This window comes from Acinetobacter sp. CY17 (assembly GCF_059515825.1).
Map to the genome: position 1 here is coordinate 1 of NZ_JCAKMX010000032.1, position 26,936 is coordinate 26,936.

Sequence of the window (26,936 nt, forward strand, 5' to 3'; positions counted from 1 at the left end):
GTCATTGGCACTGCGATAGCAGATGCAACTGGCAAGTACAGCGTGAGTCTAGACAAGGCTTATAGCAATGGTGAAAAGCTTGATGTTGTGGCAACTGATCAAGCAGGTAATGCAACCAAGCCAAATGTAATTACAGCGCCTGATACGACAGCACCTGCGAACTTAACGCAAGTATTGGCTGCAGATAACAAAACAGTGACAGGTACAACTGAAGCTGGTGCAACAGTCAAAGTTAGCTACAATGGCAAAGTGATCGGAACTGCTGTGGCAAATGTTGATGGTAAGTACAGCATCACTTTGGATAAAGCGTATAACAATGGTGAGAAGCTAAATATTGTTTCTGCTGATCAAGTAGGTAATGCAACCAAGCCAAATACGATTACAGCGCCTGATACGACAGCACCTGCGACCTTAACGCAAGTATTGGGTGCAGATAACAAGACAGTGACAGGTATCACTGAAGCTGGTGCGACAGTCAAAGTTAGCTATAACGGTAAAGTCATTGGCACTGCGATAGCAGATGCAACTGGCAAGTACAGCGTGAGTCTAGACAAGGCTTATAGCAATGGTGAGAAGCTAAATATTGTTTCTACTGATCAAGCAGGTAATGCAACCCAGCCAAATGAAATTGTAGCGCCTGATACGACAGCACCTGCGACCTTGACGCAAGAATTGGCTGCAGATAACAAGACAGTGACGGGTACCACTGAAGCTGGTGCGACAGTCGCAGTAAGCTACAATGGTAAAATCATTGGTACTGCTGTAGCAGATGCAACTGGCAAGTACAGCGTGAGTCTAGACAAGGCTTATAGCAATGGTGAAAAGTTTGATGTTGTAGCAACTGATAAGGCAAACAATGCTTTAGTCAAAAACATATATGCACCGATTGCGAATCTTCAAAGTGGTCATGTGGATTTTGAATTAAATGAGCAGTTTGTGAATAAAGTTGAGAAGCAAACACAAATCAGTGATATTTATTCTTCTTATGGAAGTATAGCAAAGCAGACGTTTAACTTTGATATTACAGGTACTGGTGGATCAATTCTCATTGATTTGACAAACTATTCTGGAAGAATTAGCGGTAGTTATAGTTATACTTTGATTGGCACTGGATACAGTTCTAGTGGTTCCTCCTCTATTTCAAGTCTTGGATCTAGTAATAAACAAGTAATTATTGCTGAGAACTTATCGAAAGGCAGTTATTCGTTGACATTGAGTCTGAATGCTTCGAGTTCTACAATAAATTTAAATGTTCAACAAACAGTAGATGTCACTTCAGTAGAATTTAATGGTTATGAAGCTGTTTCAGGAAACATTTTTGCTGATGCAAACGGAAGAATTTCAGCGCCAGCAAGCTATATTTTAAGAGTAGGTGATCAGGAAATCCGAGTTGAAAATGGTCAGGGCAATGTTGAATTAATTACATACCCAACAGAGCATGGTCATCTCATATTAAAAGCTGATGGTTCTTACACATATCAGTCAGGATGGTCTCAGTCTGGTTTAGATGCGAAAGGGCTAAATGATCAGCTCAATATTGAAATTATCAGTGTAGATGGTCAAAGCCAAAGTGATTATCAGATTTATATCACTACGGATATTACACCACCTGTTGCAGGTGAATTAACGTTTACTGATTTTGAAGATTCTGGCATCTCAAATACTGATGGTATTACAAATGACACATCGTTTGATTTAGCGATTCAAGGTAATGAATTAAATAGCTTAGTTGAGTATCAGTATTCAACAGATGGCGGTATGACGTGGATTAAATTTGATCGTCAATTTAATCATTTGGGTGATGGATCTAATTTCTTTGATGATGGTACATACAGCTTTAGAGCGAAAGTAACTGATTTTGGAGGAAATGAAAGCTACACTGATATTAAAACCATTACATTTGATTTGACGGCATCTGAGTTGAAATCTGTATTTAGTTATGATGCAAAAAATGACCAAGTTATTGTTAATGCACCAACAGATGCATATGAGGTTTACCAATGGGTAAATGGTGAATGGCAGACAGTTAAGCTAAATAATACAGTAGGTTGGGATTCAGCTAAATATAAAGTGATCTCAACAGATATAGCAGGAAATAAGGCGGAGAAAATCTTTAATATTGGATTGGCGAAAGATACTTACAAGCCTACAGATACCTATGAAATTAATATTTTAAAAGGTACAGAGGTTACTGATTGGATTTATGGTGGTTCAGGATCCGATATTTTGCTTGGTGGAGGTGGTCAAAGCTTCCTCTATGGTGAAGAAGGTGATGATATCTTAAATGCTCAAGGAGGTACGACTTCAGTGTTAAGAGGTGGTAACGGTAACGATATATATTTTTTTGATAGAAATAATATCTATAAAGATGTAAACCAATTGCTTACTATTCATGACTACAGATCAAATATTGAAGATAATATTTTGATATTGAAAGGATATAGTGAAAATGAGGTTGTGCTGAAGCAACTGGGGAGCACTTTGGAAGTTTATTTAATTGATTATGAAAAGCCTATACATGTAGATTATCATTTATCACATTTAGAAATTTATAAACATTATGGAATTAGTGCGATTCAATTTGATGATGGCACAATTTGGGACAGAGAAACAATCATTAAGAAACTCACAAATCGTATTGAAGGGACATCAGGCGAAGACCATTTGGTTATTGAAGAAAGTGCTACCATTTATGGTAATGATGGGGATGATTATATTCAATCAAAGGCACCTAATAGCTATTTATATGGTGGTAATGGTAACGATATTCTGCTGGGTGGTGGTTTTGGAAATATCTTAGAGGGCGGTGAAGGCGATGATATTCTGAACTCACAAGGTGGAAAGAATGTTCGCTTAGAAGGTGGAGTCGATAGTGATACATACGTATTCGATAGAAAGGATATATATGATGATATATATCAGCTTTTAGGTATTCATGATTACCGATCAGATGTAGATAATAATATTTTGAAACTGACAGGGTATTATCAGAATGAGATCACTCTAAAGCAAAATAGAAGTGATTTAGAAATTTATATTGAAGGCTATAGTTCCCCAATACGTGTCTCGTATCAGTTTTCGGACTTAAGTATTTATGAGGGATATGGCATTACTTCAATTGAATTCAATGACGGTACAATTTGGGATCGTGAAACTATCTTAAACAAAGTCAATGCACCTCAAGTTGACTCATTGAGTGAAGAAGCTACTCTCGCTTATGTTTTAGATATTGAAGAAGATTATAACTTGTTTGCAACAAGTTCTTATTCTACGAGTGATACGCGAGTGATAAATGACTTTATTGCTGAAGAACCAAAGCATGAATCATATATGACAGATTTTATGAGCGAGGCAGAAATAAACTCAGCATCTAACTCTAAAATGTCTGCATTTATGGATATGAACGTTGAGAGCACTCATCTTACTACTAATATTTGGGATGATTTGCTGATGCAATCTTCAAATATAATATAAGTTAAACTCACAAAAAGCCTCTGTGACTACAGAGGCTTTTTGTTTAGTTCTAAACTTTAATTACACATAAGTGGCAAGTAGATGCTAGCAACAAAATTCAAAAAATGCCTGATCCTGATGATGAGGTGGTTTGAAATAAATTTTATTAAGATCGCAAACCGCCCTTAAGGCGGTTTTTTCTTGAACGAAGTGGAGTGTTTTAGAAGTAAGGATTATGCGGAATATCAACGTCGTTCACTAAATGCTGACCAATATGAGCAGCTTTAAAGTTGGTTGGATTATGTGAGCTTAAGGTACGGATATTACGCCAGTAACGATCTAAATGGTATTTTTGACTGGTTGACGATGCTCCTGTTACATCAAAAAGCGCTGCAGCTGCCTTAAGTGCCAAAGGTTCAATCGCTACTTTCACCATTGCTGCTTCTAAAGAAGCTTGGTGACTTAAGTGATAATCTGTGATGCCATGTTGAGTGGTGGCTAAGGCACGATCTTGGGCTTGTGCGGCTTTTAAAACAGCATGTTCAATGATATATGCTGTTGCAGCAATTTCGCCCACTTTTTCTAATAACAATGGATCTTGTTTTGGATCTGCATGAAAGGCATAGGCAAATGTACGTTTACGGCTACGTACGAGATGTGCTGCTTCACGTGCAATGGCATTGACATTACCTGCGATGACAGCATGTAAGAACAATTGTGTGAACGGTTTAAATTTTACTTGTTCAACAGGCACGTGATTGAGCTCATGAGAATACACTTTTACATGTTTAAATAACGTGGTGCCACTGGCCGTAAAGCGTTGACCAATCCCATCCCAGTCATCAATACGTTCTACACCTTCACGATCTGTGGGAATAATGACGGAGAGATTGGCACCAGTTGCATCATTAACACGTACTGCGACATAATCGCTGTAAAGCGTGCCTGTAGAGAAAATCTTCGTGCCATTAATTTCAAAATGCTCTGCATCAATTGCTTTGAGCTTGGTGTGATATTGGCCATCCCCCAAGACTTCTTGACCTGCGGGCTCTGTATAGGCGTTGCCAATAATTTTGCCATTTAAGATTTCATTGACCCAATAGGCTTTAAAATCAGCATTTTCCGATCTTAAAATTTCTTCAGTGAGTTGAAAATGTGCTCTTAAAATCTGTGGTAAGTCGCTATCATATTCTGCCAGTGAAATTAATACCTTGAATAACTCTTCCACACTAATGCCATAGCCGCCAAGTGCTTCTGGTAAGCGTAAAGTTCCGAATTTTAGTTCTTTAAAGCGTGCCACAGCTTGGTATGGACCGTGACCGCCTTGTGCCAGACGTGCTTGGGCATCGCTTGCTAAGAAAGTCAGATAATCTTGAAAAGCGCTACTGTTGACAAAGCGATAGTTATTTTGAGTTAAATGGGGATGCATGAGTGCTGTCATGATTTAGGCCTCGGTATATTTTTTATGTGCGATATGGCGTGGTGAAAGTTTATCACCTTGTCGGAAAAGACGATCACGGAATGAGGTGTCTTGATAATGTGTTCGATATCGGCCACGTTTTTGTAATTCAGGAATCACTAACTCCACCACATCCTCTAGGGTTGCCGGTGTAATGGCTTGATAAACATTAAAACCATCAAGATCGATATAGTCGACTAGCTCTTCAATTTGGTCTGCCACTTCTTCAGGTGTCCCTAAGACCAACAAAGTGCGTGCACCAAATTTAGATAACTCATCTTTGATATTCTTTACCGTATACGAGGTTTTATGGCTATATAGCTGAGCAGTCGATTGATTGCCTTCAGAATGGCGTTGTCCAAACAGCTCGTCATCATTCAAGCTGGCAAGATCAATGCCGGTACTGCCTGAAAACTGGATAAAAGAAGCCTCAGGGAGGAAATATTCTTGGTAATCTTTTAATTTGTTTTGGACTTCTTCATGTGTGTGGCCGACTACAATCGTGAGTGAAGCAAATACTTTAATATCATTTGCTTCACGACCTTGTTCTAATGCAGATTCACGGATACTTTTTACCGTTTGACGCAGTTTATCTGGCTCTTGACCAGCGATAAATACACCTTCTGCATGTTTGGCTGCAAACTTTTTCCCTGTAGTTGACGAGCCTGCCTGAAAAATCACAGGTGTTCTTTGCGTAGAGGGTTCACACGCGTGTGGACCACGTACTTTAAAGTATGGTCCAACATGATCGATGGTATGGACTTTATCTGGATCGGCATAAATATGTGCTGCGCGATTGGCTTGTACCGCATCCTCTTCCCAACTATGTTCCCAGAGCTTATAACACACCTCTAAAAATTCATCTGCAATTTCATAGCGTTTATCATGAGGGATAATCGCATCATGACCATGATTCAGCGCAGCTGCTTCAAGCGCAGAAGTCACGACATTCCATGCCACACGACCATTAGAGAGGTGGTCTAAGGTCGAAAAGCGTCGTGCTAAATTAAAAGGGTCCTCATAACTCGTTGATGCACTTACCGCAAAACCTAAATGTTCGGTAACGCCAAGCATTAGCCCAACATTAATAAAGGGATCATTAATTGGCGATTGCATGCCACGTTTGACCGCTGCTTTATACGAGCCTGCATAAGGCTCATAAACACCGCCAATATCGGCTAAGAAAAGGGCATCAAAGCAGCCTTTTTCTAATAATTGTGCCAATTTAATCCAATAGTTGGCAGTTTTATAATGAATACGCTGGTCTTCAGGATGAGCCCAAAGTCCATGTGCCATATGGTTGACGGTATTCATCTCAAAGGCATTCAAATGAATATGTTTTTTGGACATGATTATTGTGCTCCCTGTGGCTTGTCCCAAATCACAAAGTCACCGTAGTGATTTTGGATAAATTGATATGCGGCGGCTGAATCGAAGAAGTTTTTCACTTGGATAACGGCAGGTTTATTTTGTGATGTGGAGTTGGCGACCAAAACTGCAGCCCATTTTTTTGCCGCTTTATCTTTAATTAATGCATCACGATTTGGCACTAAACCAGTACGATCTGCATAAATGCCGGTAATGACGGTTAAGTCTGAATCCTGATAAGCCTTTGGCAGCATTGGCTGCTCAACCTCAATCAATTTAAATTTTTTAGGGTTGGCAATGATATCGCGCTGACTGATTTGATCACCTAAATGTTGGTCTTTTAGCTGAATCAGTTTTGCATCATGCAGTAGCTGTAAAGCACGAGCATTATTGGCAGGATCTGAGGGAATAGTGATGGTTGCACCCACTGGTAATTCATCAATCGATTTATACTTTTTCGAATAAGCCGCAAAAACCGTGTTAAAAGTGTACGAAATTGGCTGGAGATCCCAGTTATTTTTATAGCGTACTGAATCCAGATAAGCTTCATGTTGGTAGTAATTCACATCATATTCTTGGTCTGATACAGCTTGGTTAGCCGTATAAGAATCGGTGAGATATGTAATGTCTAAAGTAATATTCTGTTTTTTGAGTTCATCACGTGCATATTCAAGCAAGCTCGAATAGGGTTTCGTATCCCAAGCAACTGCTTTGACCACGTGTTGTTGTGCTGCAGCTTCATGTTCGGACGAGTTGTTTTTTTCGGTACATCCTAAGAGCAGTAAACCTGTAGATAAAGCTACTGCACTGAGTATAGAAACATTAAAATAGCGCATTGAATTCTCGATCAATCAATATAAATGGAATGTGGATTTACTTATCCCAAATCACAAATTGGCTGTAATTGTTTTGAATAAAGTCATAAGCAGTTTGAGAGTCAAAATATGCTTTAACTTTGGCCACACTTGGTTTTTTTGCAGATTCAGAATTCGCGACTAATACTGCTGTCCATTGTTTGGCAGCTTTATCTTTAATCAACGCATCGCGATTTGGGACTAAACCTGCACGGTCTGCATACACGCCAGTAATCACGGTTAAGTCAAAATCTTTATAAGCTGTGGGCAACATTGGCTGTTCAACTTCAACAATCTTCAGTTGTTTTGGGTTGCTGCTAATATCACGTTGGCTAACTTGATAATCTTCGGCATGCGGTTTTAAGGTAATCAGCTTGGCATCAGCCAATAACTCTAAAGCACGTGCATTGTTGGCTGGGTCACCAGGTACGCTGACGATAGCACCTGTTGGTAATTCATCAAGTGACTTATATTTGCTTGAATAACCAGCAAAGATGGTATTAAAGGTATAGGAAATAGGCTCGAGATCCCATTTATTTTTAAAACGTACTGAGTCTAAATAGGCTTCGTGTTGGTAGTAATTAAGATCATACTGTTTTTCAGCGACAACGCGATTAATACTTAAAGGATCGCTCATATAGGTGATTTGCAGGTCAATATTTTGTGCTTGTAAATCTTTTTCGCTTGCTCCATTAAGCTTGAGTAAGGCTTGGTGTCTGTTGCGACAATGGTCACAACATCCTTAGCAGTGTTACTTTGCGCTTCATTACTGTTTTTGGAACATGCTGTCAGGCCAAGCATGCTAGAAACAGCAAATGTGCCAATAAGGGTAGCGTAAGTTTTTTTCATATGGATTTCATTCAATAATATAGAGATATAGAACAAGTAAAGAGGCTTAGCGCTCAGGCCAAGTCACAGTATCGGCATAATTTTTTAAGGTGAATTCACGCGTATCTGCTGCAATAAAAGCGGCTTTTACTGCTTCAACTTCAGGGCGATGAGCAGATTGACTATTTGCAACCAAGACACTGTCATATTCACTATTGTCTTGTTCTAAATAGATTGCATCGCGTTTAGGCAATAGATCTGCATGGATGGTATAAGCTCCTGCCATAATGGCTAAATCATTATCTTTAAAACTCACAGGCACCAAAGCATGTTCTACTTCAATGAACTGTAATTGTTTTGGATTCGCTGTAATATCTTTGAGACTGGTTTTAGCCCCTGTATGCGGTTTGAGTTCAATTAAATTGGCACGTGCCAATAGATTTAAAGCACGGCCACCATTCGATGGATCAGATGGAATGACAACTTTGGCTTTAACAGGTAAATTCTGAAGATTCTTATATTTAGGTGAATAGGCGCCAAACATTCCATTGAATGTAGAGGTAATCGGCACCAGATCCCAACCATTCAGTTCTTTCGCGGATTGCATATAATATTTGTGTTGGAAATAATTTAAATCACTTTCTTTTTCAGCGACTGATCGATTTGGAATTAACCCATCATTGGCATACTTAATTTTAAGTTCAATATTTTGAGCTTTGACTTTGTTACGTACATATTCTGCCACTTGAGGATAAGGCGGATTATCACGTGTTAATAATGTGACCACTTTGGTGTCTGCTGGAGTAACAGTCTTTTGCTCTGGCTTTGAACAAGCAGTGATGCCTAAAGCGAGTGTGGTAGATAGAACACCGAAATAAAGTGCGCGCGCGTGCATAAATATTCCTATTTTTTTTATTTAAATGATGGATTTAAAAGTAGCCAATATTGGGCACATCTTGATGATTTACTAAAATATCGCCCAATACCTTGGCTTTTAGACTGACTGGATTGTGGGTCGATAATGTGCGGATATTGCGCCAGTAACGATCATTCAAGGTGTCTTTACCCATTGCAGAGGCACCAATCACTTCAAACATTAAATTGGCGGCTTTGAGTGCTAGCGGATCAATGGCTACTTTGACTTTGGCTGTTTCAATGGCAGCGGATTTGAGCTGTGCCTCATAGTCAGCTTGATTCAGAGCGGCGAGCACACGATCGAGTGAACGTGCTGCTTTTAAAATGCCTTGTTCAATTAAAAAGGCCATTGCACTAATTTCACCGACTTTTTCCAAGAATAAAGGTTCTTGCGATGCATCCTCTGTCGAACCGTAACTAAAAGAGCGTTTACGGTTGTGTAGTAATTCGGCTGCGCGTGCTTCGATCGCTTTGGTTTGCCCTGCAATAATGGCTTGAATATAAAGCTGTGCGAAAGGTTTATTCACACGTGCTTCAGGCTGTGCCCAACGAATTTCATGCTCATGAATCTGCACATGACTAAAAGTCGTCGTACCACTGGCAGTATAGCGTTGTCCGATGCCTAACCAATCATCTTGAATCGTGACTCCTTGACGAGTAGTGGGTACCACCACATGACAGAGCTGCCCAAGATGACTTTTTGCCCATACCAAGACATAGTCTGCATGCAAAGTACCAGTGGTGAAGTATTTTTTACCCTCTAAATAGAGTTGCTGATCTTGACTGATGATATGGGTCAGCAATTGACCATTGCCGACAGTGTTACTTGATGGTTCGGCGAGAGCATTACTGATCATGGCACCTTGAGCAATACGTTCAAACCAGAGTGCACGGTAGCTGGGGTCAGGATGTTTGAGGACATCTTCAGTAAATTGAAAATGCGAGTGAAAAATATGCGCCACTTCTGAGTCGGCAGCACCCAATTCAATAATGACTGCAAATAACTCTTCAATGCTTAGACCTTGACCGCCGTGTGTCTTAGGCAGGCGTAGGGCACCAATTTTCTGTGCTTTTAAATATTCAATAATCGTTGTAGGTGCCTGTTCACCTTGGGCATCCCGTGCGGCTAAATCTGCTTTAACTTCTGCAATCAGATCTAAAAATTCTCGACGCTGATGATAAGCGAGAGGCGCATGACTCAATTTTATGTTCATTGATTGCTATCTCTATTTTTTTAAATACGTTTATCTAGACGCTTAACTAGATAATTCCCTGTAAACTGAATCACTTGAACAATTAATATGATGATAAAGACCGTAAAAATGAGAATGTCAGTTTCAAAGCGATGGAAACCGTAACGAATCGCAAAATCACCAATACCCCCGCCACCGACAATGCCAACGATGGTTGAATATGAAAAATAGCTCACTGCAACAATGGTGATGGAATTGGCAATCGCCGCACGTGCTTCAGAGAATAAAACTTTATGTACGATTTGGAATTTGGTCGCTCCCATAGCTTCAGCTGCTTCAATGACCCCACGATTGACTTCAAGCAGGGCTGCTTCTACAAAGCGGGCAAAATAAGGAATACAGCTAATCGTCATTGGCACAATTGCTGCTGTAGTACCAATAGATGTGCCAACAATTAAGCGGGTTAAAGGCACAATTGAAATCGCTAAAATCAGGAAAGGGAAGGACCGAATAAAGTTCACCACAGTATTTAATAAGGCATTTAAAAACTTATTATGTGAGATCGAACCTTCACGCGTTAGATATAAAACCGTACCCACAATCCCACCAAAAATCACCCCAAGAATGAGCGTAATGGACAGCATGTAAAAGGTTTCACCTAAGGCATTTTGAATTTCTGGCCAAATAGCAATAATTTTCTCGTACATGATTAGACTGCCTCTTTGAGTTGTGTATTTAAGTCATTTAGTAAAAGCTTAGAAATGATGGACTTGACCGGTTGATGAATCGGTTTAGACAAATCGAACTCTTCAATCACTTCACCCTGTTCCATGACCGCAACCCGGTTACAAATTTTGTGTACCAGCTGCATTTCATGGGTGACGATGACAATGGTGATACCGAGGGTTTGATTAATTTTGCTTAAGTAATGCAAAATTGATTCTTTGGTCTGTGGATCAACAGCGGATGTAGGTTCATCACACAATAGAATTGTCGGTTGAGTGACAATTGCACGTGCAATCGCAATACGTTGCTTCTGACCACCACTGAGTTGACTTGGATAAGCGTCTTTTTTTTCTAATAAATCTACGATTTCTAAACTTGCTAAAGCGCGTTTTCTACGCTCTGCTTTAGACACACCTGTAAATTCTAGCGGTAATTCGATATTTTCTAACGCCGTACGATTGGTCAATAAATTAAAATGCTGAAAAATCATGCCAATTGATTTACGTGTTGTGAGCAATTGTTTTTTGGGTAAATCTAGTAAGGCCTGCCCATTAATGATGACTTCTCCACTATCAGGACGTTCCAGTAAATTGATCATACGTAGCAGCGTAGATTTACCTGCACCACTAAAACCAATAATGCCAAAGACATCACCTTGATGAATATTCAGGCTTACATCAGATACAGCTTGGAATGAGCTGTCCTTTTGGGTGAAGACTTTATTCAGATGTTTGAGCTGTATCATGATTCTGTCCTAAAAATAAAAAATGAATATATTTTGTTCTATTAACTAACTTAGGACAGAATTTATTATGTTTGAAATGAATATTTATAATAAAATTATATAAAAAAAAGTGAATAATGATTTTGCAAAGCAGTTTTCACTTTTATTGAAATTGATTATTAAATTTCGTTTAACACAGATCAGGGGGATAAATTAAAAGTTAAATAGATAAATATTTGATTTTAATAAAATATATTTACTGTTTATTTTTATATTGAGTATGATGATGTTTGAAATTCAACACTAGTTTTAGCCAATTTTGAGCGTTGTATAGCAAAGAAAACTATGAAGCTAAAATTGTTGTAAGCGAGCTGATGACTCGTTTGGCTTGAGACTGACCTTCTAACACGGTCACAATAAAAGATATTTTGCGTTGCCATCATCGAATATAGTGTATAAACAACACGGAAAAAACTTATGAAATTTGAAGATATTCAAGCTTTTATCACTTTCGTACAATTACAATCGACCAGTTTAGCAGCAGAACAACTAGGTATTAGCCAGCCCGCAGTGACACGGCGTATCCAAAATTTAGAACAAGCCTGTGCAGTACAATTGTTTGATCGACATACTCGTCCACTCAAACTTACAGCACAAGGACGTGAAATTTATAACAAATGCTGTGTGATTGATACAGAAATGAAGAGCTTAAAACAGATTGTAGCCCAGCAAAATCAGGAAAAATTAAGCTTACGTATTGGCTTGCCAAACAGCTTATTAGAATCAGGTGTATTGAGCATTTTAGGACAATTAAAGCAAGAGTTTCCACAGACTGAGCTTGAAATCACTAGTGGGTGGGGCAAGGATCTGCTGAATAAAATGCATCATGCTGAGTTAGATGGTCTGATTGCAAATGCTCGACAAGCGAGTGACTTACCCAAGCAATATCCGCTTAAAATTATGGGAACTTTACACATTCGTCCTATGGTGGCAAAAAACTTGGCTAAATCAGGGATGAGCACATGGCAGGATCTACAACAGCTCGGCTGGGTGCTGAATAATGAAGGCTGTGGTTTTCGATATTTTTTACAAGAAAAATTAACTCAACAACAGCAGGAATTAAATTTAAAAGTTGAAGTTACGGGCACACGTTTACAGCTCGATTTGGTTCAACAAGGCGTTGGTGCAGGTTTTTTTGCGCAAGAGTTAGTTAACCAACAACCGCATTGGTCTGAACTCAGCTGTATTGACACAGAAGCGCTGAATTTAGATATGTTGGTTTATCACGCACATCGTGATTCATTAAGTGAGCAACAGATAGAGATTTTTGAACTGATTATGCAGCGCTTTCAGGAAAAATTAAGTCTCTCTTGATTTTTTATGCATTAATTTTATATTAGTTTATTATAAATATTCATTTTGTGCATAGTGTGGATTGTATTACAGTCATTTTAGCTTCTTCAGCATGATGACAATTAAAATGACAATCCAAATTTTAGGTATGATCGGGCACCGCCTGAATTCTGAAACTATCCCTGCGACAGGTCCTGTGTTTGATGCCGAGTATATTGCGCGCTTTGCTCAAGCCCATGAGCAGGCTGGTTTTGATCGTGTTTTAATCGGGCAATGGTCAGATCAACCTGATGGTTTTTTAGTGGCAGCACATGCTGGCGCGAGTACAAAAAATCTCAAGTTTTTACTGGCACATCGTCCAGGGTTTATTGCTCCGACGCTTGCAGCACGTAAATACGCCACGCTTGATCACTTATTGGGTGGGCGTTTAGCGATGCATGTCATTACGGGAGGAAGTGATCCAGAGCAACAGCGTGATGGGGATTTCCTGACCAAGGCACAGCGTTATGCACGTACCAAAGAATTCTTAGATATTGTCAAACTGTCTTGGTATAGCCAGACACCATTTCAATACGATGGTCAGTTTTATCAAGTTAAGGATGGTTTCTCTGAGATCAAACCACAACAGCAACAGATCCCTGTATATTTTGGTGGTTCTTCACAAGAGGCTTTACAAGTCGCTGCGGAACATGCAGATGTTTTTGCCTTATGGGGGGAGCCGCTTGCTGGGGCACAAGAATTAGTTCATTCAATTCAAAGCTATGCTGCAACGGTAACACGGGCACAGCCACTGAATTTTAATATCTCTTTCCGTCCAATTATTGCTGATACTGAAGCGCAAGCTTGGGAAAAAGCACAACAGATCTATCGTTTGACGCGTGAGCAGATTGAACGTAAAGGACTACGTCACGATAAGCAACAAGCCCAAAGTGTCGGTGCACAGCGTCTGGTGAATCTCGCCTCACAACAGGTTTATGACAGTAATCTTTGGACAGGTATCTCGACTTTAGTGCATGGCAATCATAATTCAACAGCTTTGGTCGGCACACCTGAACAAGTCGCTGCTTCAATTACTGAATATTACAAGCTTGGCATCCAGAGTGTTTTAATTCGAGGCTTTGATCCTGTGAATGATGTCATTGAATATGGGAAAGAACTGCTGCCACTGATTCGTAGTAAAGCGGATGAGTGGGATCAGCTTAAAAAAACTGCATAAGATGAAAGAATAAGAGCAAACGATGATGAAAACAGTATGGTTGGGGGTGGTCACGGCAGCAAGCTTTGCTTTGACCGCCTGTGCAGAACAAAAAGCACCTATAGAGCAAAAACAACAAACAACAACGCAGCAAATTGAACTTAAAATTGGTGACCAAAAGGGCAATATGCGTGCCCAATTAGAGGCGTCAAAGTTACTCGATGGGATCGATTATAAAATTTCTTGGTATGAGTTTCCTGCGGCTGCCCCTGTTGCAGAAGCCTTAAACGTAGAAGGAATTGATATTGGTTATTTAGGCGATGCGCCTTTTATTTTTGCTAATGCAAACGGTGGTCATGCTAAAGCTATTGCAGTCAATCGCTATGACCCTTATGCGGTTGCATTGTTGGTGCCGAAGGATAGCCCGATTCAATCGGTTCAAGATTTAAAAGGCAAAACAGTGACGGCCAATAAAGGCTCTATTGGACAACTGATTACGCTGCGTGCGCTTGAGCGTGCGGGTATGAATGCCCAAGATGTTAGTTTTAAATTTTTACCACCTGCAGATGGCAAACTTGCTGTTGCCAATGGCTCTGTTGATGTCTGGGCAGTGTGGGATCCCTATACTGCATATGCTGAAGTCATTGATGGCTTTAGAATCATTGAAAATGGGCGTGGTTTATATTCAGGTTTTACTTTCTTAGCTGGTACAGAAAAAGCGCTCAGTAACCCAGAAAAACGCCGTGCGATTCAAGATTTTGTCTATCGTTTAGAACAATCACAAACCTGGGTCAATGCCAATTATCAGTCTTTTGGTCAAGAGCTTGCACGCATTACTGGTATTCCAGAAGAGCCGGCAACCTTGGCATTCAAGCGTAAGAATGCAACTTGGACAGCAATTACAGATGATGTAGTGAAAACCTCACAAGACACGGCGGATTTTTATGCCAAGCATCAACTGTTAAATCAAAAAATAGATGTCAGCGGTTTATTCGATCGGGACTTTAAAACCAAAAATACAGAGCAATAACATGAGCGAATTAGAGACTTTACAACCGGTCATCCGAGCCATTGAACAAGGCTTGCATCAAAATTTACAAGGTGAAAAGCTGATCCAAAACTTTTTACCGAATTTTAAACAAGTATTAACACATAGCACTTGGTTAAGTGAGGAATTTAAACAACCTCATCCTGAGTACTATCAACAGTATCTACTTTATCTAGATCCACAGGAACGTTTTTCGATTGTGAGTTTTGTTTGGGGACCGGGACAAAAGACCCCGATTCATAATCATGAGGTGTGGGGGGTGATTGGAGTGTTAGAAGGGGCAGAGATCTCAACGGCTTATGCACGCACTAAACAGGGCTTTCAAAAATTACCCAATCCTGATTATTTAAAACCAGGCGATACCGATTGGTTTACCCCTGAAACAGGCGATATTCATGCGGTCGAAAATGCCTTTGATAATCGTGTATCGATTAGCGTGCATATTTATGGTGCCAATATTGGCAAAGTAGAGCGCTTTACCTATCAAACCGACGGGACGGCAAAACCGTTTATCTCTGATTATTCAAATATTTAAATAAGGACAAAAAAATTGAGCACAATCACCTACAACCAAATTCGTGAACAACTTCTAGCAGGTCAAGAAATTGCAATCGTGGATTTACGCGAAGAACATATTTTTGCGCAAAATCATCCGTTATTTGCCATCAATATTTCATTGTCACGCTTAGAAATTGAAATTTATAACCGTATTCCACGTTTAGATACGCTGGTGGTGATTTATGACGATGTGGTTAACCGTGTGGAAGCTGCCCGTAAAAAGCTGAGTGAATATGGCTATGAAAATGTTCAAGTCTTAGAGGGGGGGATTCAGGCATGGCAGCGTGATGGAGGAGAATTATTTATTGACGTCAACTCTGCCAGCAAAGCCTTCGGTGAATGGGTTGAACATCATAAAGGCACACCTTCGATCAGTGCGGAAGAGCTGCAGGCCAAAATTGCTGCCAATGACAACATTGTCATTTTAGATGCACGTCGCTTTGACGAATACCATACGATGAGTATTCCAACTGGGATTAGTGTACCAGGTGCAGAGTTAGCTTTGCGCGCACCGAGCTTAGTTAAAGATGAAAATACGCAGATTATTGTCAATTGTGCTGGACGTACCCGCAGTATTATTGGCACCCAATCGCTAATTAATGCCAAATTACCTCATGAAATTTTTGCATTACGCAATGGTACGATTGGTTGGACTTTGGCCAATCAACAACTTGAGGAAGGGCAAACGCGTAGTTACCAAGATATAGCACCTAAATCAGTGGAGCAGATTCGTCATAATGCACAACAGCTTGCTGAACAGGCCGGCGTAAAAACCATTAATTTTGCACAGCTTGAAGTATTGCGTGAAGACAAAGCGCGTACGACCTATGTATTTGATGTACGCAGTGAGCAAGAATATATCCAAGGTCATATCGCCAATAGCCGTTGGGTGGCAGGTGGTCAACTGGTTCAAGAAACAGATCATTATGCAGCAGTACGTGGTGCACGTATTGTATTGGTCGATCCCCTGCACACTCGTGCTTACATGACGGGTTCATGGCTTGCGCAAATGAATTGGGATGTCTCAGTGTTAGTTGATGAGCGTGATGATTTATACAATGAGCAAGGCGCGTGGAAACCCGTAACACCACAGATTGCAATTGATCAATTCTTAACACCTGAGCAGTTAAAAACATTATTAGCAGAACAAGATATTGCGATTTGGGATTTTACTACCGCTGCCAATTACAAAAAAGGTCATATCCCAACAGCACAGTGGTTATTAAAAGCAGATGTCACGCAGGTGATTCAGCAGCCAGAGTTTGCTCACAAAGATGCAATTGTGGTGACCTGTGGCTCAAGTCTATTAGCACAATACGCCGTGGTAGATATTCAAACACATTTAAAACCTGAACAAAAAGTTTACGTATTGGCAGGTGGAAATGCAGCATGGGTCAAAGCGGGTTTTGAGCTATCTACACAGCATAATTTTCTATCCGAACAAATTGATCGTTACAAGCGTCCATACGAAGGTACAGACAATTCTAAAGAGGCTATGCAAGCTTACTTAGATTGGGAGTTTGGCTTAGTTGATCAATTGAAGAAAGATGCGACACATGGTTTCTTCGTTGTTTAGACGAAAGCAGACTCACCTATTGAGTCTTAAAGCATGTCAATATGAAGGTCGGTATCTAAAAGGGCTAGAGATACCGACTGTTTAGATGAAAATTCTCAGCGTGGATTTGGCACAATGAAATTAAATAACGTGACTCAAGAATTTAGGGCAGTAGGATTAAATTTTACTTGTGCACGGCTTTGTTGCACAAAGATTTGAAATACAAAGCCCCCTAATTGAGCCAAATTTAAGGCGTAACTTGGGTAAGTGGCCGACCTAATTCAGTAAATCTGTTGAGGACTGCTGCGCGAGCATGAATTTCATTCACCTGACTAGGAAAGCTTGTTGCCATTAATTTATCGCCTAATAATTTAATGCAATGCATCTTGGTTTCGACCAAACTTCGGCGATGATAGCCTGACCATTTTTTCCATAATGTCCTACCTAGCCGTTTAACTGTTCGAAGTAATTCATTTCGCTCCTGAGAATGAACTTTTTTATCTTTCCAAGGCTTCGCATTTTTTCTGGGTGGAATCACTGCATGCGCTTGCCGATCTGCAATGACCTGACGACATTGCTTGGTGTCATAAGCCCCATCGGTATAAACGGAGTCAATCTGCTCATCTTGTGGAATCTGATCGAGTAAATCACCAAGTACCTGTGCATCACTGAAATTATTGGTTGTCAGCTGAATAGCGCGTATTTGAAGGGTTTTAGCATCTATACCAATATGGAGCTTACGCCATTGGCGACGATATTCAGGTCCATGTTTCTTGCGTTTCGATTCACCTTCACCTAGAAACTTCAAGCCTGTAGAGTCCATGAGTAGATGCAGCCCATCGCTACTTTTTTGGTAGCTGATTGCAATATCAATATGCTTTTGTCTTCTACAAAGCGTGGTGTAATCTGGCGCTGTCCAATTTAATCCACAAAGTTTAATCAGGCTTTGGACAAAGCCAGTGACCATACGTAAAGACAGACGGAATAAGGATTTAATCATTAAACAGCATTGGATGGCTGCGTCGGAGTAGGTTTGATTTCGTCCTTGTTTGCCTTTTGATGAAGCATACCACTGCGTAGCAGGATCAAACCAAATCGCAATATTTCCGCGACTCATGAGTGCTCGGTTATATGCGGGCCAATTGGTTGTGCGGTAGATTTTGTGTGTAGGCTTCTTCATTTGAAAATTATATCGCTGAAAAAGCCTTTACAGATAGGTTTGTGCAACAAAGCCGATCACTACTCAAGAAGACGGGTCTACTCATTTAGCTATACAGTTGGGGGAAGCCTTGTACAAAGCGAGTTCGATGCATGCCATTAAAGCGCAGTAACGCCACCATCCACAGCAATCGCTTGTCCCGTCAGATAAGTATGTTGTGGTGAACATAACATCATCATTACACTAATAATTTCTTTAGTTTCTGCAATGCGTTTCATTGGCGAAGCTATATTCAGAAAATCTATTTTATCTGACAGCTCACTTTGTGTGACTAAGGGAGTGGCAGTGTAAAATGGGCAAATTGCATTAACACGAATATTTTTTTTAGCATATTCAATTGCAGCAGTTTTTGTTAAGCCAATCACGGCATGTTTTGAAGCAGAATAGGCCGCCAATTTAGGTGCTGCATTTAAGCCTGCCACAGACGAAACATTCAAGATATTGCCTGACTGTTGTTTAAGCATAGTCGAAATTTGTGCCTTCATACCCAGAAAGACCCCCTTACTATTTACATTTAAGGTATGGTCAAACTCCTCTAAGGTAATTTCGGTAAAGGCTTTCATGCCTGTGGCAATACCGGCATTATTCACAGCAATATCTAACTTCTCCCAGTTTGATATTGCTAAGTCTACTAACTGATGATGATATGCCTCATCGCAAACATCTCCGGCTAGGGAGACAACAGCAATATTTTGTTGCTGTAAATGTGAGACAAAATGACCTAGTGCTGATGCATTTAAGTCACCTAATACAAGTTTTGCTCCAAGATTGCCGAGTACTTCAGCCAGTGCGGCGCCTAAACCACTTGCAGCGCCGGTAATTAATACAACTATATTTTTAAATTCTAAATCATGAGATGACATATTTTGACCTAAAGCTTGTTGTTGGAATTATTGGGTATCTATACTGATGAATATATATTTATTTTTAATCTAATCGAGTATTGAAAAGTGTTGACATCATTTTTGTAAATGGATGGAAATTTTTTTATGAATTGTATTAATCCCGAATTAAAACGGACACTCACAATTAAGACCTAGGCATAGCACTAGAGTTAAGGAGTGTCTTATGGAACGTATTAAAGTTATTACATCTGTTCAGCTTCGTAGATGTTATACAGATCAAGAGAAAGTACAGTTTGTTGCTATCACCATGCAACCAGGATCATCTGTTTCTTCCTTTGCTAGATAGTATGGAATTATGCCAAGTTTGCGGTTTTAAATGGAAGAAACTTATGAAAGATGGTGCAGTAACTGCCGTGGAAGCCAATGATCAAGTCGTGAGTGTTTCAGACTACAATTCATTATTAAAAAAAGTAAAATAGCTTGAACAGATGCTCGGTCGAAAGACCGTTGAAGCAGAAATTCTTAAAGATGCTTTAGAGGTGGCACAAGCAAAATTATAGAGAGCTAATATTAAAGAAGAAATCGAATAAATAAAAATGATAATCATTTGTATTAATTAAGGTGTTATGATTGCAGCCATTCATAAATAATCATGGGGTGGGATAATGGCTAAGAAGATTTTAATGTTGATGTTATTGTGTCAGGGGGTAGGATTGCACCCATCTATTTATGCTAATCCCGTTAATCTTAAAGACCATTCATTTACCTATGCTTCTCCATGCGAAGAGGTAAAACCTGAAAGTGATTTACTAAGTTATTTAAGTAAACAATTAGAAGCTACACCTAAAATCCAACGCAATAAAGTCATTGAAAAATTTTGGCAAAGTATCAAGACGTCACAAACACCTATTGTTGAAAAAATCAATTCAGATACAAGTCGGGTCATTTATTTGTGGCGTGGGGCAAAGCATAACGTACGTTTGGTGGGTGGCCCCAGCAATGATCACGAATGGTTAACTCGGATACCTGATACGGATATTTGGTTTAAGGAAGCGATTGTTAAAAATGATTTTATCGGTAGTTATAGCTTTGCTGTCGATATCAAAAATGTTGATGGATACTTATCACACTATTGCCCTCATCTAAATACAGAGTTAAAAGAGTCTCGTGGGCAACGTATGGCTTTACGTGATGCATTTCAACTTGACCCATATAATTCAAAGCGTTTTCTAGAACAGCAAATAACGGGGCTTAGAAATGAAAACTTATTGATTTTGGATCAAGCTCCGAAGTTTATTGACCCATCTCAATATCCGAAGCGGACATTAGATTTAAAGACCTTAAGCTTGAAGAGCAATATATTGCAAAATGAACGCAAAATAACCATTTATCAGTCAGCAAAAAAGAATCCTAAGCAAAGTTATATCACGGCGATTTTCTTTGATGGCAATGAATATGCGACTTTACTTAATATCCCTAAAGCCTTAGATATATTAGTTGAACAAGGTAAATTGCCACCAGTTCAAGCTGTATTTATTGATCCGATTAATGCACAAATTCGCCCGAAAGAACTCACACCAAATGCCGATTTTTCACAATTTTTCCAAAAAGAATTTCTACCGTGGTTAGATCAGAAAATTGAGAGAGATACAGATAAAACCGTATTACTTGGATCAAGTTTAGGTGGATTGAGTGCAGCACATCTTGCCTTAGAAAACCCGACTCAAATCAGCCATGTTGTTCCATTATCAGGTTCATTTTGGTGGAAAAAAGACAATAGTGATGAACCTAATGGCATGAGCCAGATCATTCGTAATAAAAAAATTCTGATCAAACAGCATTGGTTTATTTCAGCCAATAGTTATGAAACATCAAGAGCACATAATGAGCTGAGTATTTTAAATACCTCCCCAATCGTCGCAAATGACTTAAAAGAGAAAGGACAAGATGTAATATTTAAGACCTACACGGGAGGACACTCATATGCTGTTTGGCAAGTTGTTGTGCAAGATGCTTTACAGCATTTCTTCACTCATAAATAGAAAACCTTAAATAAATTAATTAAAAAGATAAAAATCTATCAACTCAATCCTCCTAGTATTCTTGGAGGATGTAAAGATTAATTTATAAAAAAATCAAATGCTTATGTTGTATTGGTATTTTACTGATTATCTCTTTTTAACTACCTTATCGCTACACTTATTTAAAATTAAGACAGCATTTTTCAACTAAATAGCGATTTAACATTGATATAAACAATAACCAATATCTTTTATAAATAAGAATTATTAACATTTGTTGTTGTATAGTATGGAACCGTAAAAACAACACTTGTTAAATTAGGGGAATCATCTTGAATAGAACAATTTTATTTTTATCTATGGCAGCAGCTTCATTTTATACGCTGGCAGATGATTCTACTGTCTTGCCAACTATTGTGGTTAAAGCTGATTCACAAGAAACTGATGTGACTGGAAAGTTAAAAAAGAAAGCCACACTTAATATCTTAGGTGAAAAAGATGTCCTTGATACACCCTTTACGATTCGTAATTATAGTGATCAAGCAATTCAAGATGCTCATGCACACACAGTCATGGACGTGCTAAAAATTGATCCTAGTATTCGTACTACCACAAATAGTGGTCACTTGAATGAAAATTTTAATATTCGTGGTTTCAATGTGAACTGGGATGATCTTAATTTAAACGGTGCTTATGGTATGGCACCATCAGGTCGTGTATCAACGGATATTCTTAGCTCTGTTACTGTACTTAAAGGCCCAAATGCTTTAGTTGCTGGTATGGCGCCAGGAGGGAGTGTTGGCGGTGTCGTTGTGGCAAATACCAAACGTGCAGATAAACAACTTACTCGTGTTACAGCGAATTTTGAAGAAGAAGGATTTTATAAATCTGGCTTTGATGTCGCACGTCGATTTGGTCAAGATCAAGAATTGGGTGCACGTTTCAGTGCCAATTATGGCCAAGGTGAACATGTTGTTGACGGTCTAGAAGATGAAACTATTTCCGCTGTATTAGGTCTTGATTGGACCACAGATAAAGCAAAAATTAACTTTGATGCCTATAGTACTAAAGACAATCGTGAAGGTGGTTCACCAGCGATGGTCTCATTTGCAACATTGGGAAAAGTATTAGATGCTCCAGATGGTCGCAGCAACTATTTACCTAATTTGTGGGGCAAACAGTCTGCAAACTACGTTGGTTTATCTGGAGAATATAAATTACACGATAACCTAAAAGTAATTGCAGGTGTTGCAACAGCAGAGCAAAAGTATCAAGGACATTTATTTGGGACTCGTCTAGTAGTCACAGATGAAGCGGGTAATGCAAATTCGCAGTACTATCATGTGAAAATGAACCAACGAAATACAGCTGCAAATTTAGGTTTAGAAGGCGCATTTAATACAGGCAAAATTGAACATGTTGTGGGTTTAAGGGCAGATTATTTGCATAGAGATACAGATATGCACAGTAAGGCGGGCGAAACCAAGTTTGTAACAAACCTGTATAACCCCACTGATTTGGGTTTTATGCCTGCTGAACCTTCAATCTCTCAAACAGCAGATAATGATTACATGAGTTATTCGTTGACTGATCAAATATCAATACTTGATGACAAACTACAATTGATTTTAGGTGCGCGTTATCAAGATATCGATATTAAAAATCCAACAAATTCAAAGAATAATTATAGTGCAGATAAAATATCACCGAGTTTAGGTATTGTTGTAAAACCTTGGGGTGAAGATATATCATTATACACAAGCTATGTAGAAGGTTTATCTCAAGGGAGTACTGTAACAGTCAATGGCGATGTGAATTTTGGCAAAACATTTGCACCATTCCAAACTAAACAATATGAAGTCGGTGCTAAATACCAACATGGTTCTTGGTTACATACCTTAGCTGCTTATCAAATCGAAAAACCAAGTACGATGGTTGAACAGTTAAAAGATAATCCTGAGGGTTTTACTCAAATCACAACGGATGGTGCTGAAACAACATCAAAAGGGATCGAATATGGCTTCTCAGGTAATATGACAGAGGATGTCATCATTTGGGGTAACCTTGCCTATATTGATGTGGAATATACCAAAAACACCAATGTTCAATTGGTAGGTAAAACAGTAGAGGGACAACCTGAGTTTACAGCAGGACTTGGTATTGAGTATAAACTCCCTATGGAGGGTTTAAGTATCAATGCTCGTGGTAATTATGTTGATAGTCAATATCTCAACAATACCAATACTTTAGAACTTCCTGACTATACATTATTGGATATCGGTGCCAAATACACAACTAATCTTGGTGGTGTAGAGACCACTTTTCGTGCCAATGTTGATAATGTAACTGATGAAAAGTATTGGGCTGGTGTATTCAATAGTGGTTTTGCGACGTTGGGTGCAGGTCGTACCTATAAACTCGGTGTGACATTTGACTTCTAAGTCAAACAACATTTATCAAAAACAATATATGTGAGACAGATGGGAAAAAGTCTGTCTCATTTTTATATTTTGAGCCATTTATTTGTGGAGAGCGCTGTTTTTATTCGATGATCAACACATCATTTCAAGATACATATTTTAGCCCAAAGCCCAACCCGCCGTGCCCATATACGCATTTTCGACGTTGCTATGATCTCATGCTTAGACTTAAGTCGTATCTAACCCGCCTGAGCTTTAGACATAGGTCTAAAGTCCCAAAATAATAGCGATAACTCACTTACAATGTCATTAAATGCCAATGTCAAAGTGTAATTTAAACCCAATGAACTAGGTTTATTACCCTTTCTTCATCATTTAAAACATAGACATGGATCAGTAAATCCAAGGGAAATCGCAGGGATTCGATTATGCAACAACATCAACAGAATGGTGAAACTGCACCATTATTTCGTATGCATGAGGCCTTAACGCCCGAGTTATTGCGTGAAATTTATTCAGAGAACCAGCTACCTAGCGTTAACCCTATTGTTGCATTGTTTGGTTTGATCAAGACGTGGTTGAAGCGCTAATTCGCTATGGATTAAGTACAATTTAAAGCTTATACACAGATGAACCTAAAACTAGACTGATTAGATTAAAACGACATAGTTTGTCGCATAGCATAGCTGTAGGTGTCGTTTAAAAAATAGACATAAACTATCATAGCGTTTTGCTTCTTTTATCTCTGTCTATGTCTGATCGTATTCGTGAAAAACTGCAAATTTTGGCTGATGCTGCCAAGTATGATGTGTCGTGTTCATCAAGTGGTAGTAAACGTCAAAACAAAGATAAAGGTCTAGGTAATACGGGTAATGGTATTTGCCATAGTTATACTGAAGATGGCCGCTGTGTTTCTTTACTCAAAATTCTCTTTTCTAATGTTTGTATCTACGATTGTGCCTATTGTGTGTCACGCCGTTCAAATGATGTCAAACGTGCTGCGTTTACCGTTCAAGAAGTCGTTGACCTGACCATTAATTTTTATCGTCGTAATTATATTGAAGGGCTATTTTTAAGTTCAGGTATTTTTAAATCTGCCGATTACACCATGGAGCGCATGCTGCAAGTGGTGAAAAAGTTACGTCTGGAAGAAAACTTCAATGGTTATATTCATTTAAAGACAATTCCGGGGGCGTCGCCTGAGATCATCCAAGAGGCTGGGCTCTATGTAGATCGGATGAGTATCAATTTAGAAATGCCAACCGAAGAAGGTTTACAAAAGTTCGCACCTGAAAAAAATCATGCTGAAGTACAAAAAGATCTAGGGATTGTACGTGATCGCCTGATTGAGTTAAAAGATGAGCGTAAGCTGATTAAAACAGTTCCAGTTTTTGTTCCTGCAGGACAAACCACACAAATGGTCGTAGGGGCACATAGTGAAACTGATAAAGATATTATTTTAATGGCTGATCGACACTACAAAGAATTTAAACTCAAACGCGTCTATTATTCAGGCTATATTCCAATTAATGAAGAAGAAAAGAGTTTGCCCATGGTGGGTTCTGCACCACCATTGCTGCGCGAAAACCGTCTTTATCAAAGTGATTGGTTAATGCGTTTTTATGGTTTTGATGCCAATGAGTTAGTGGATGATGAGCATCCAAATTTAGATTTAGATGTTGATCCAAAGTTAAGCTGGGCCTTACGTCATCCAGAAAGTTTTCCTGTGGACATTAACCGCGCAGACTATAAAATGATTTTACGCGTACCTGGGATTGGCGTACGTTCAGCAAAGAAAATTGTATCCGCGCGTCGCTTTGGCCCGATTCGTATTGATCAGTTAAAACGAATGGGCGTAGCTTACAACCGTGCGCAGCATTTTATTCGTTGTGTGGATAGTCCTAAGTTTGCCAAGGAGCAACAAGCGGGGCAGATTCGTCAACAGATTTTATTAGCGGGTCAATCTAAATATACACAGCAACTTTCACCACAGTTAGGATTCGGTTTCTGATGATTTATGTGTTTGATGGTACCATGACAGGGTTACTGAGTTGTATTTTTCGCGCTTTTCAGTTCAAGCAGTTTGATGTACATGTGACTAAGGATTCACATGCCCAGACGGGCTTGTTTGACGAAGTTGTGATGGTACCTTCAAATGATGAACACGCCAATCGTGTATGGACTGCATTAAAAGGCAAAGTCTCCAGTAGCTCGCTGCGCCATTTTTATTATAGTTTTTTATCAGAGCAAGATGCAGCATTTAATCATATGTTTGGTTTTGCGCTATATGTTTTTAAAAAAAACTATAGGGTTGACCAAGATTATGGGCATGTTGATGTATTAGGAATTAGTCAATGGGCCAAACATGTGGGGCGTGAAAAGCATCGCATGGAAGCTTTTGTGCGCTTTAAAAAATGTCAAGATGGTTTATTTGTAAGCTTAGTGAAACCTGATTTTAATGTATTACCCATTATTACGCGTCATTTTAAACAACGTTATCAAGACCAGCAGTGGCTCATCTATGACGAGCAGCGTAAATATGGCATTTACTATGATCTAGAACAAGTCCATCAAATTGAAATGAATCCGCATGAACTGGATCAAAATATAAGAACGGGCTTTAGTCAAAATTTTAGTATCGAACTTGATGACGAAGAGGTACTCTATGATCAGCTTTGGAAGGACTATTTTAGTAGTGTGAATATCCAAGCGCGTAAAAATTTAAAACTCCACATTCAATATGTACCTAAACGCTATTGGAGATATATGAATGAGAAGGAGATTTAGTTGGTATTAGGTTACTGATTCTATTTTAACTATGGTGATTAAAAGTTGGTTAATGAACCGTACCGGGTTTGTCGGAGACTTTTTATTTAAGTTAGGCCACCGGACCTAACGGGTTAATCTTATCATAGTACATTGCTTCAAAATCAAAAGGCGATACATAAGCCAATGCACTGTGTACACGCTTTTTATTGAACCAATCTACCCAGTTGAGTGTCGCAAGTTGTACATCCGCTAAACCTTGCCAATCTGCTTTTAGATATTCAATCACCTCTGTTTTGTATAAGCCACTCACCGTTTCAGCCAAAGCATTATCGTATGAATCACCCGTTGTACCGACTGATGCTCGTAAATTTGCTGCTTCTAAACGATTGGTATAGCGAATGGAAAGATATTGCACACCTCTGTCGGAATGATG

General features: G+C 39.2%; 23 protein-coding genes and 1 pseudogene. 12 read left to right on the top strand and 12 right to left on the bottom strand.

Annotated elements, in window-relative coordinates; all coding sequences use genetic code 11:
• Nucleotides 1-3 precede the first annotated feature (3 nt).
• Nucleotides 4-3,474 (top strand): Ig-like domain-containing protein, encoded by a 3,471-nt coding sequence (locus AC5YCI_RS15040; RefSeq protein ID WP_496175840.1) that lies wholly within the window; start codon nt 4-6, stop codon nt 3,472-3,474.
• Between the two features lie 199 nt (nt 3,475-3,673).
• On the opposite strand, the gene AC5YCI_RS15045 is transcribed toward AC5YCI_RS15040, so the two are convergent.
• The 9 genes from AC5YCI_RS15045 to AC5YCI_RS15085 are packed head-to-tail and all read right to left on the bottom strand — an operon-like array spanning nt 3,674 to nt 11,541.
• A complete protein-coding gene (locus AC5YCI_RS15045) occupies nt 3,674-4,894 on the bottom strand; it encodes an acyl-CoA dehydrogenase family protein (RefSeq protein WP_496175823.1) in 1,221 nt (406 codons plus the stop codon).
• 3 nt (nt 4,895-4,897) lie between these two features.
• On the bottom strand, nt 4,898-6,262 hold the full coding sequence (locus AC5YCI_RS15050) for an LLM class flavin-dependent oxidoreductase (RefSeq protein WP_496175824.1): 1,365 nt from the start codon (nt 6,260-6,262) through the stop codon (nt 4,898-4,900).
• Between the two features lie 2 nt (nt 6,263-6,264).
• Entirely contained in the window at nt 6,265-7,116 is an 852-nt protein-coding gene (locus AC5YCI_RS15055) for a MetQ/NlpA family ABC transporter substrate-binding protein (protein ID WP_496175825.1), read from the bottom strand.
• A 37-nt stretch (nt 7,117-7,153) separates the two neighbouring features.
• On the bottom strand, nt 7,154-7,771 hold the full coding sequence (locus AC5YCI_RS15060) for a MetQ/NlpA family ABC transporter substrate-binding protein (protein ID WP_496175826.1): 618 nt from the start codon (nt 7,769-7,771) through the stop codon (nt 7,154-7,156).
• Nucleotides 7,768-7,983, bottom strand: coding sequence for a hypothetical protein (locus AC5YCI_RS15065; RefSeq protein ID WP_496175827.1), 216 nt, complete (start codon nt 7,981-7,983; stop codon nt 7,768-7,770). Before AC5YCI_RS15065 ends, AC5YCI_RS15060 begins: the two co-directional genes overlap by 4 nt.
• 46 nt (nt 7,984-8,029) lie before the next feature.
• Nucleotides 8,030-8,857: a MetQ/NlpA family ABC transporter substrate-binding protein gene (locus tag AC5YCI_RS15070; RefSeq protein WP_496175828.1), complete on the bottom strand. Its 828-nt coding sequence runs from the start codon at nt 8,855-8,857 to the stop codon at nt 8,030-8,032.
• 34 nt (nt 8,858-8,891) lie between these two features.
• A complete protein-coding gene (locus tag AC5YCI_RS15075) occupies nt 8,892-10,091 on the bottom strand; it encodes an acyl-CoA dehydrogenase family protein (RefSeq protein ID WP_496175829.1) in 1,200 nt (399 codons plus the stop codon).
• 20 nt (nt 10,092-10,111) lie between these two features.
• Nucleotides 10,112-10,777, bottom strand: a complete 666-nt coding sequence (locus AC5YCI_RS15080; protein ID WP_122902261.1) for a methionine ABC transporter permease — start codon at nt 10,775-10,777, stop codon at nt 10,112-10,114.
• Nucleotides 10,778-10,779: 2 nt separating this feature from the next.
• Nucleotides 10,780-11,541, bottom strand: a complete 762-nt coding sequence (locus AC5YCI_RS15085; RefSeq protein ID WP_496175830.1) for a methionine ABC transporter ATP-binding protein — start codon at nt 11,539-11,541, stop codon at nt 10,780-10,782.
• Between the two features lie 456 nt (nt 11,542-11,997).
• On the opposite strand from AC5YCI_RS15085, the gene AC5YCI_RS15090 reads away from it, so the two are divergent.
• From AC5YCI_RS15090 to AC5YCI_RS15110, 5 genes are all read left to right on the top strand, one after another.
• Complete coding sequence (locus tag AC5YCI_RS15090) at nt 11,998-12,894, top strand: LysR family transcriptional regulator (RefSeq protein WP_496175831.1); 897 nt, start codon at nt 11,998-12,000, stop codon at nt 12,892-12,894.
• A gap of 106 nt (nt 12,895-13,000) precedes the next feature.
• Complete coding sequence (locus AC5YCI_RS15095; protein ID WP_496175832.1) at nt 13,001-14,089, top strand: LLM class flavin-dependent oxidoreductase; 1,089 nt, start codon at nt 13,001-13,003, stop codon at nt 14,087-14,089.
• Nucleotides 14,090-14,111: 22 nt separating this feature from the next.
• Nucleotides 14,112-15,098: an ABC transporter substrate-binding protein gene (locus AC5YCI_RS15100; protein WP_496175833.1), complete on the top strand. Its 987-nt coding sequence runs from the start codon at nt 14,112-14,114 to the stop codon at nt 15,096-15,098.
• Between the two features lies 1 nt (nt 15,099).
• Nucleotides 15,100-15,651, top strand: coding sequence for a cysteine dioxygenase family protein (locus AC5YCI_RS15105; protein ID WP_496175834.1), 552 nt, complete (start codon nt 15,100-15,102; stop codon nt 15,649-15,651).
• A 15-nt stretch (nt 15,652-15,666) separates the two neighbouring features.
• The gene (locus AC5YCI_RS15110) at nt 15,667-17,250 is read left to right on the top strand and encodes a rhodanese-like domain-containing protein (RefSeq protein WP_496175835.1); all 1,584 of its coding nucleotides are present in this window, start codon (nt 15,667-15,669) and stop codon (nt 17,248-17,250) included.
• Between the two features lie 226 nt (nt 17,251-17,476).
• Here the strand turns inward: AC5YCI_RS15110 and AC5YCI_RS15115 are convergent, their stop codons facing one another.
• Nucleotides 17,477-18,409: an IS5 family transposase gene (locus AC5YCI_RS15115; protein ID WP_496175836.1), complete on the bottom strand. Its 933-nt coding sequence runs from the start codon at nt 18,407-18,409 to the stop codon at nt 17,477-17,479.
• A gap of 137 nt (nt 18,410-18,546) precedes the next feature.
• A complete protein-coding gene (locus AC5YCI_RS15120) occupies nt 18,547-19,311 on the bottom strand; it encodes an SDR family NAD(P)-dependent oxidoreductase (RefSeq protein WP_122902267.1) in 765 nt (254 codons plus the stop codon).
• Nucleotides 19,312-19,516: 205 nt separating this feature from the next.
• Between AC5YCI_RS15120 and AC5YCI_RS15125 the strand changes: the two are divergent.
• From AC5YCI_RS15125 to AC5YCI_RS15150, 6 genes and pseudogenes are all read left to right on the top strand, one after another.
• Nucleotides 19,517-19,844: pseudogene (locus AC5YCI_RS15125) on the top strand (transposase); the annotation flags it as partial.
• Nucleotides 19,845-19,958: 114 nt separating this feature from the next.
• On the top strand, nt 19,959-21,335 hold the full coding sequence (locus AC5YCI_RS15130; protein WP_496175837.1) for an alpha/beta hydrolase-fold protein: 1,377 nt from the start codon (nt 19,959-19,961) through the stop codon (nt 21,333-21,335).
• Nucleotides 21,336-21,673: 338 nt separating this feature from the next.
• The gene (locus tag AC5YCI_RS15135; RefSeq protein ID WP_496175841.1) at nt 21,674-23,755 is read left to right on the top strand and encodes a TonB-dependent receptor; all 2,082 of its coding nucleotides are present in this window, start codon (nt 21,674-21,676) and stop codon (nt 23,753-23,755) included.
• 407 nt (nt 23,756-24,162) lie between these two features.
• Nucleotides 24,163-24,324, top strand: a complete 162-nt coding sequence (locus AC5YCI_RS15140; RefSeq protein ID WP_164709212.1) for a hypothetical protein — start codon at nt 24,163-24,165, stop codon at nt 24,322-24,324.
• Between the two features lie 161 nt (nt 24,325-24,485).
• On the top strand, nt 24,486-25,745 hold the full coding sequence (locus AC5YCI_RS15145) for a putative DNA modification/repair radical SAM protein (protein ID WP_496175838.1): 1,260 nt from the start codon (nt 24,486-24,488) through the stop codon (nt 25,743-25,745).
• Nucleotides 25,742-26,521: a TIGR03915 family putative DNA repair protein gene (locus tag AC5YCI_RS15150; RefSeq protein WP_496175842.1), complete on the top strand. Its 780-nt coding sequence runs from the start codon at nt 25,742-25,744 to the stop codon at nt 26,519-26,521. The genes AC5YCI_RS15145 and AC5YCI_RS15150 overlap by 4 nt, the downstream gene beginning before the upstream one ends.
• A gap of 91 nt (nt 26,522-26,612) precedes the next feature.
• Here AC5YCI_RS15150 and AC5YCI_RS15155 read toward each other — a convergent pair.
• The coding region (locus tag AC5YCI_RS15155; RefSeq protein ID WP_496175839.1) for an integrase core domain-containing protein at nt 26,613-26,936 on the bottom strand (324 nt) is incomplete at its 5' end.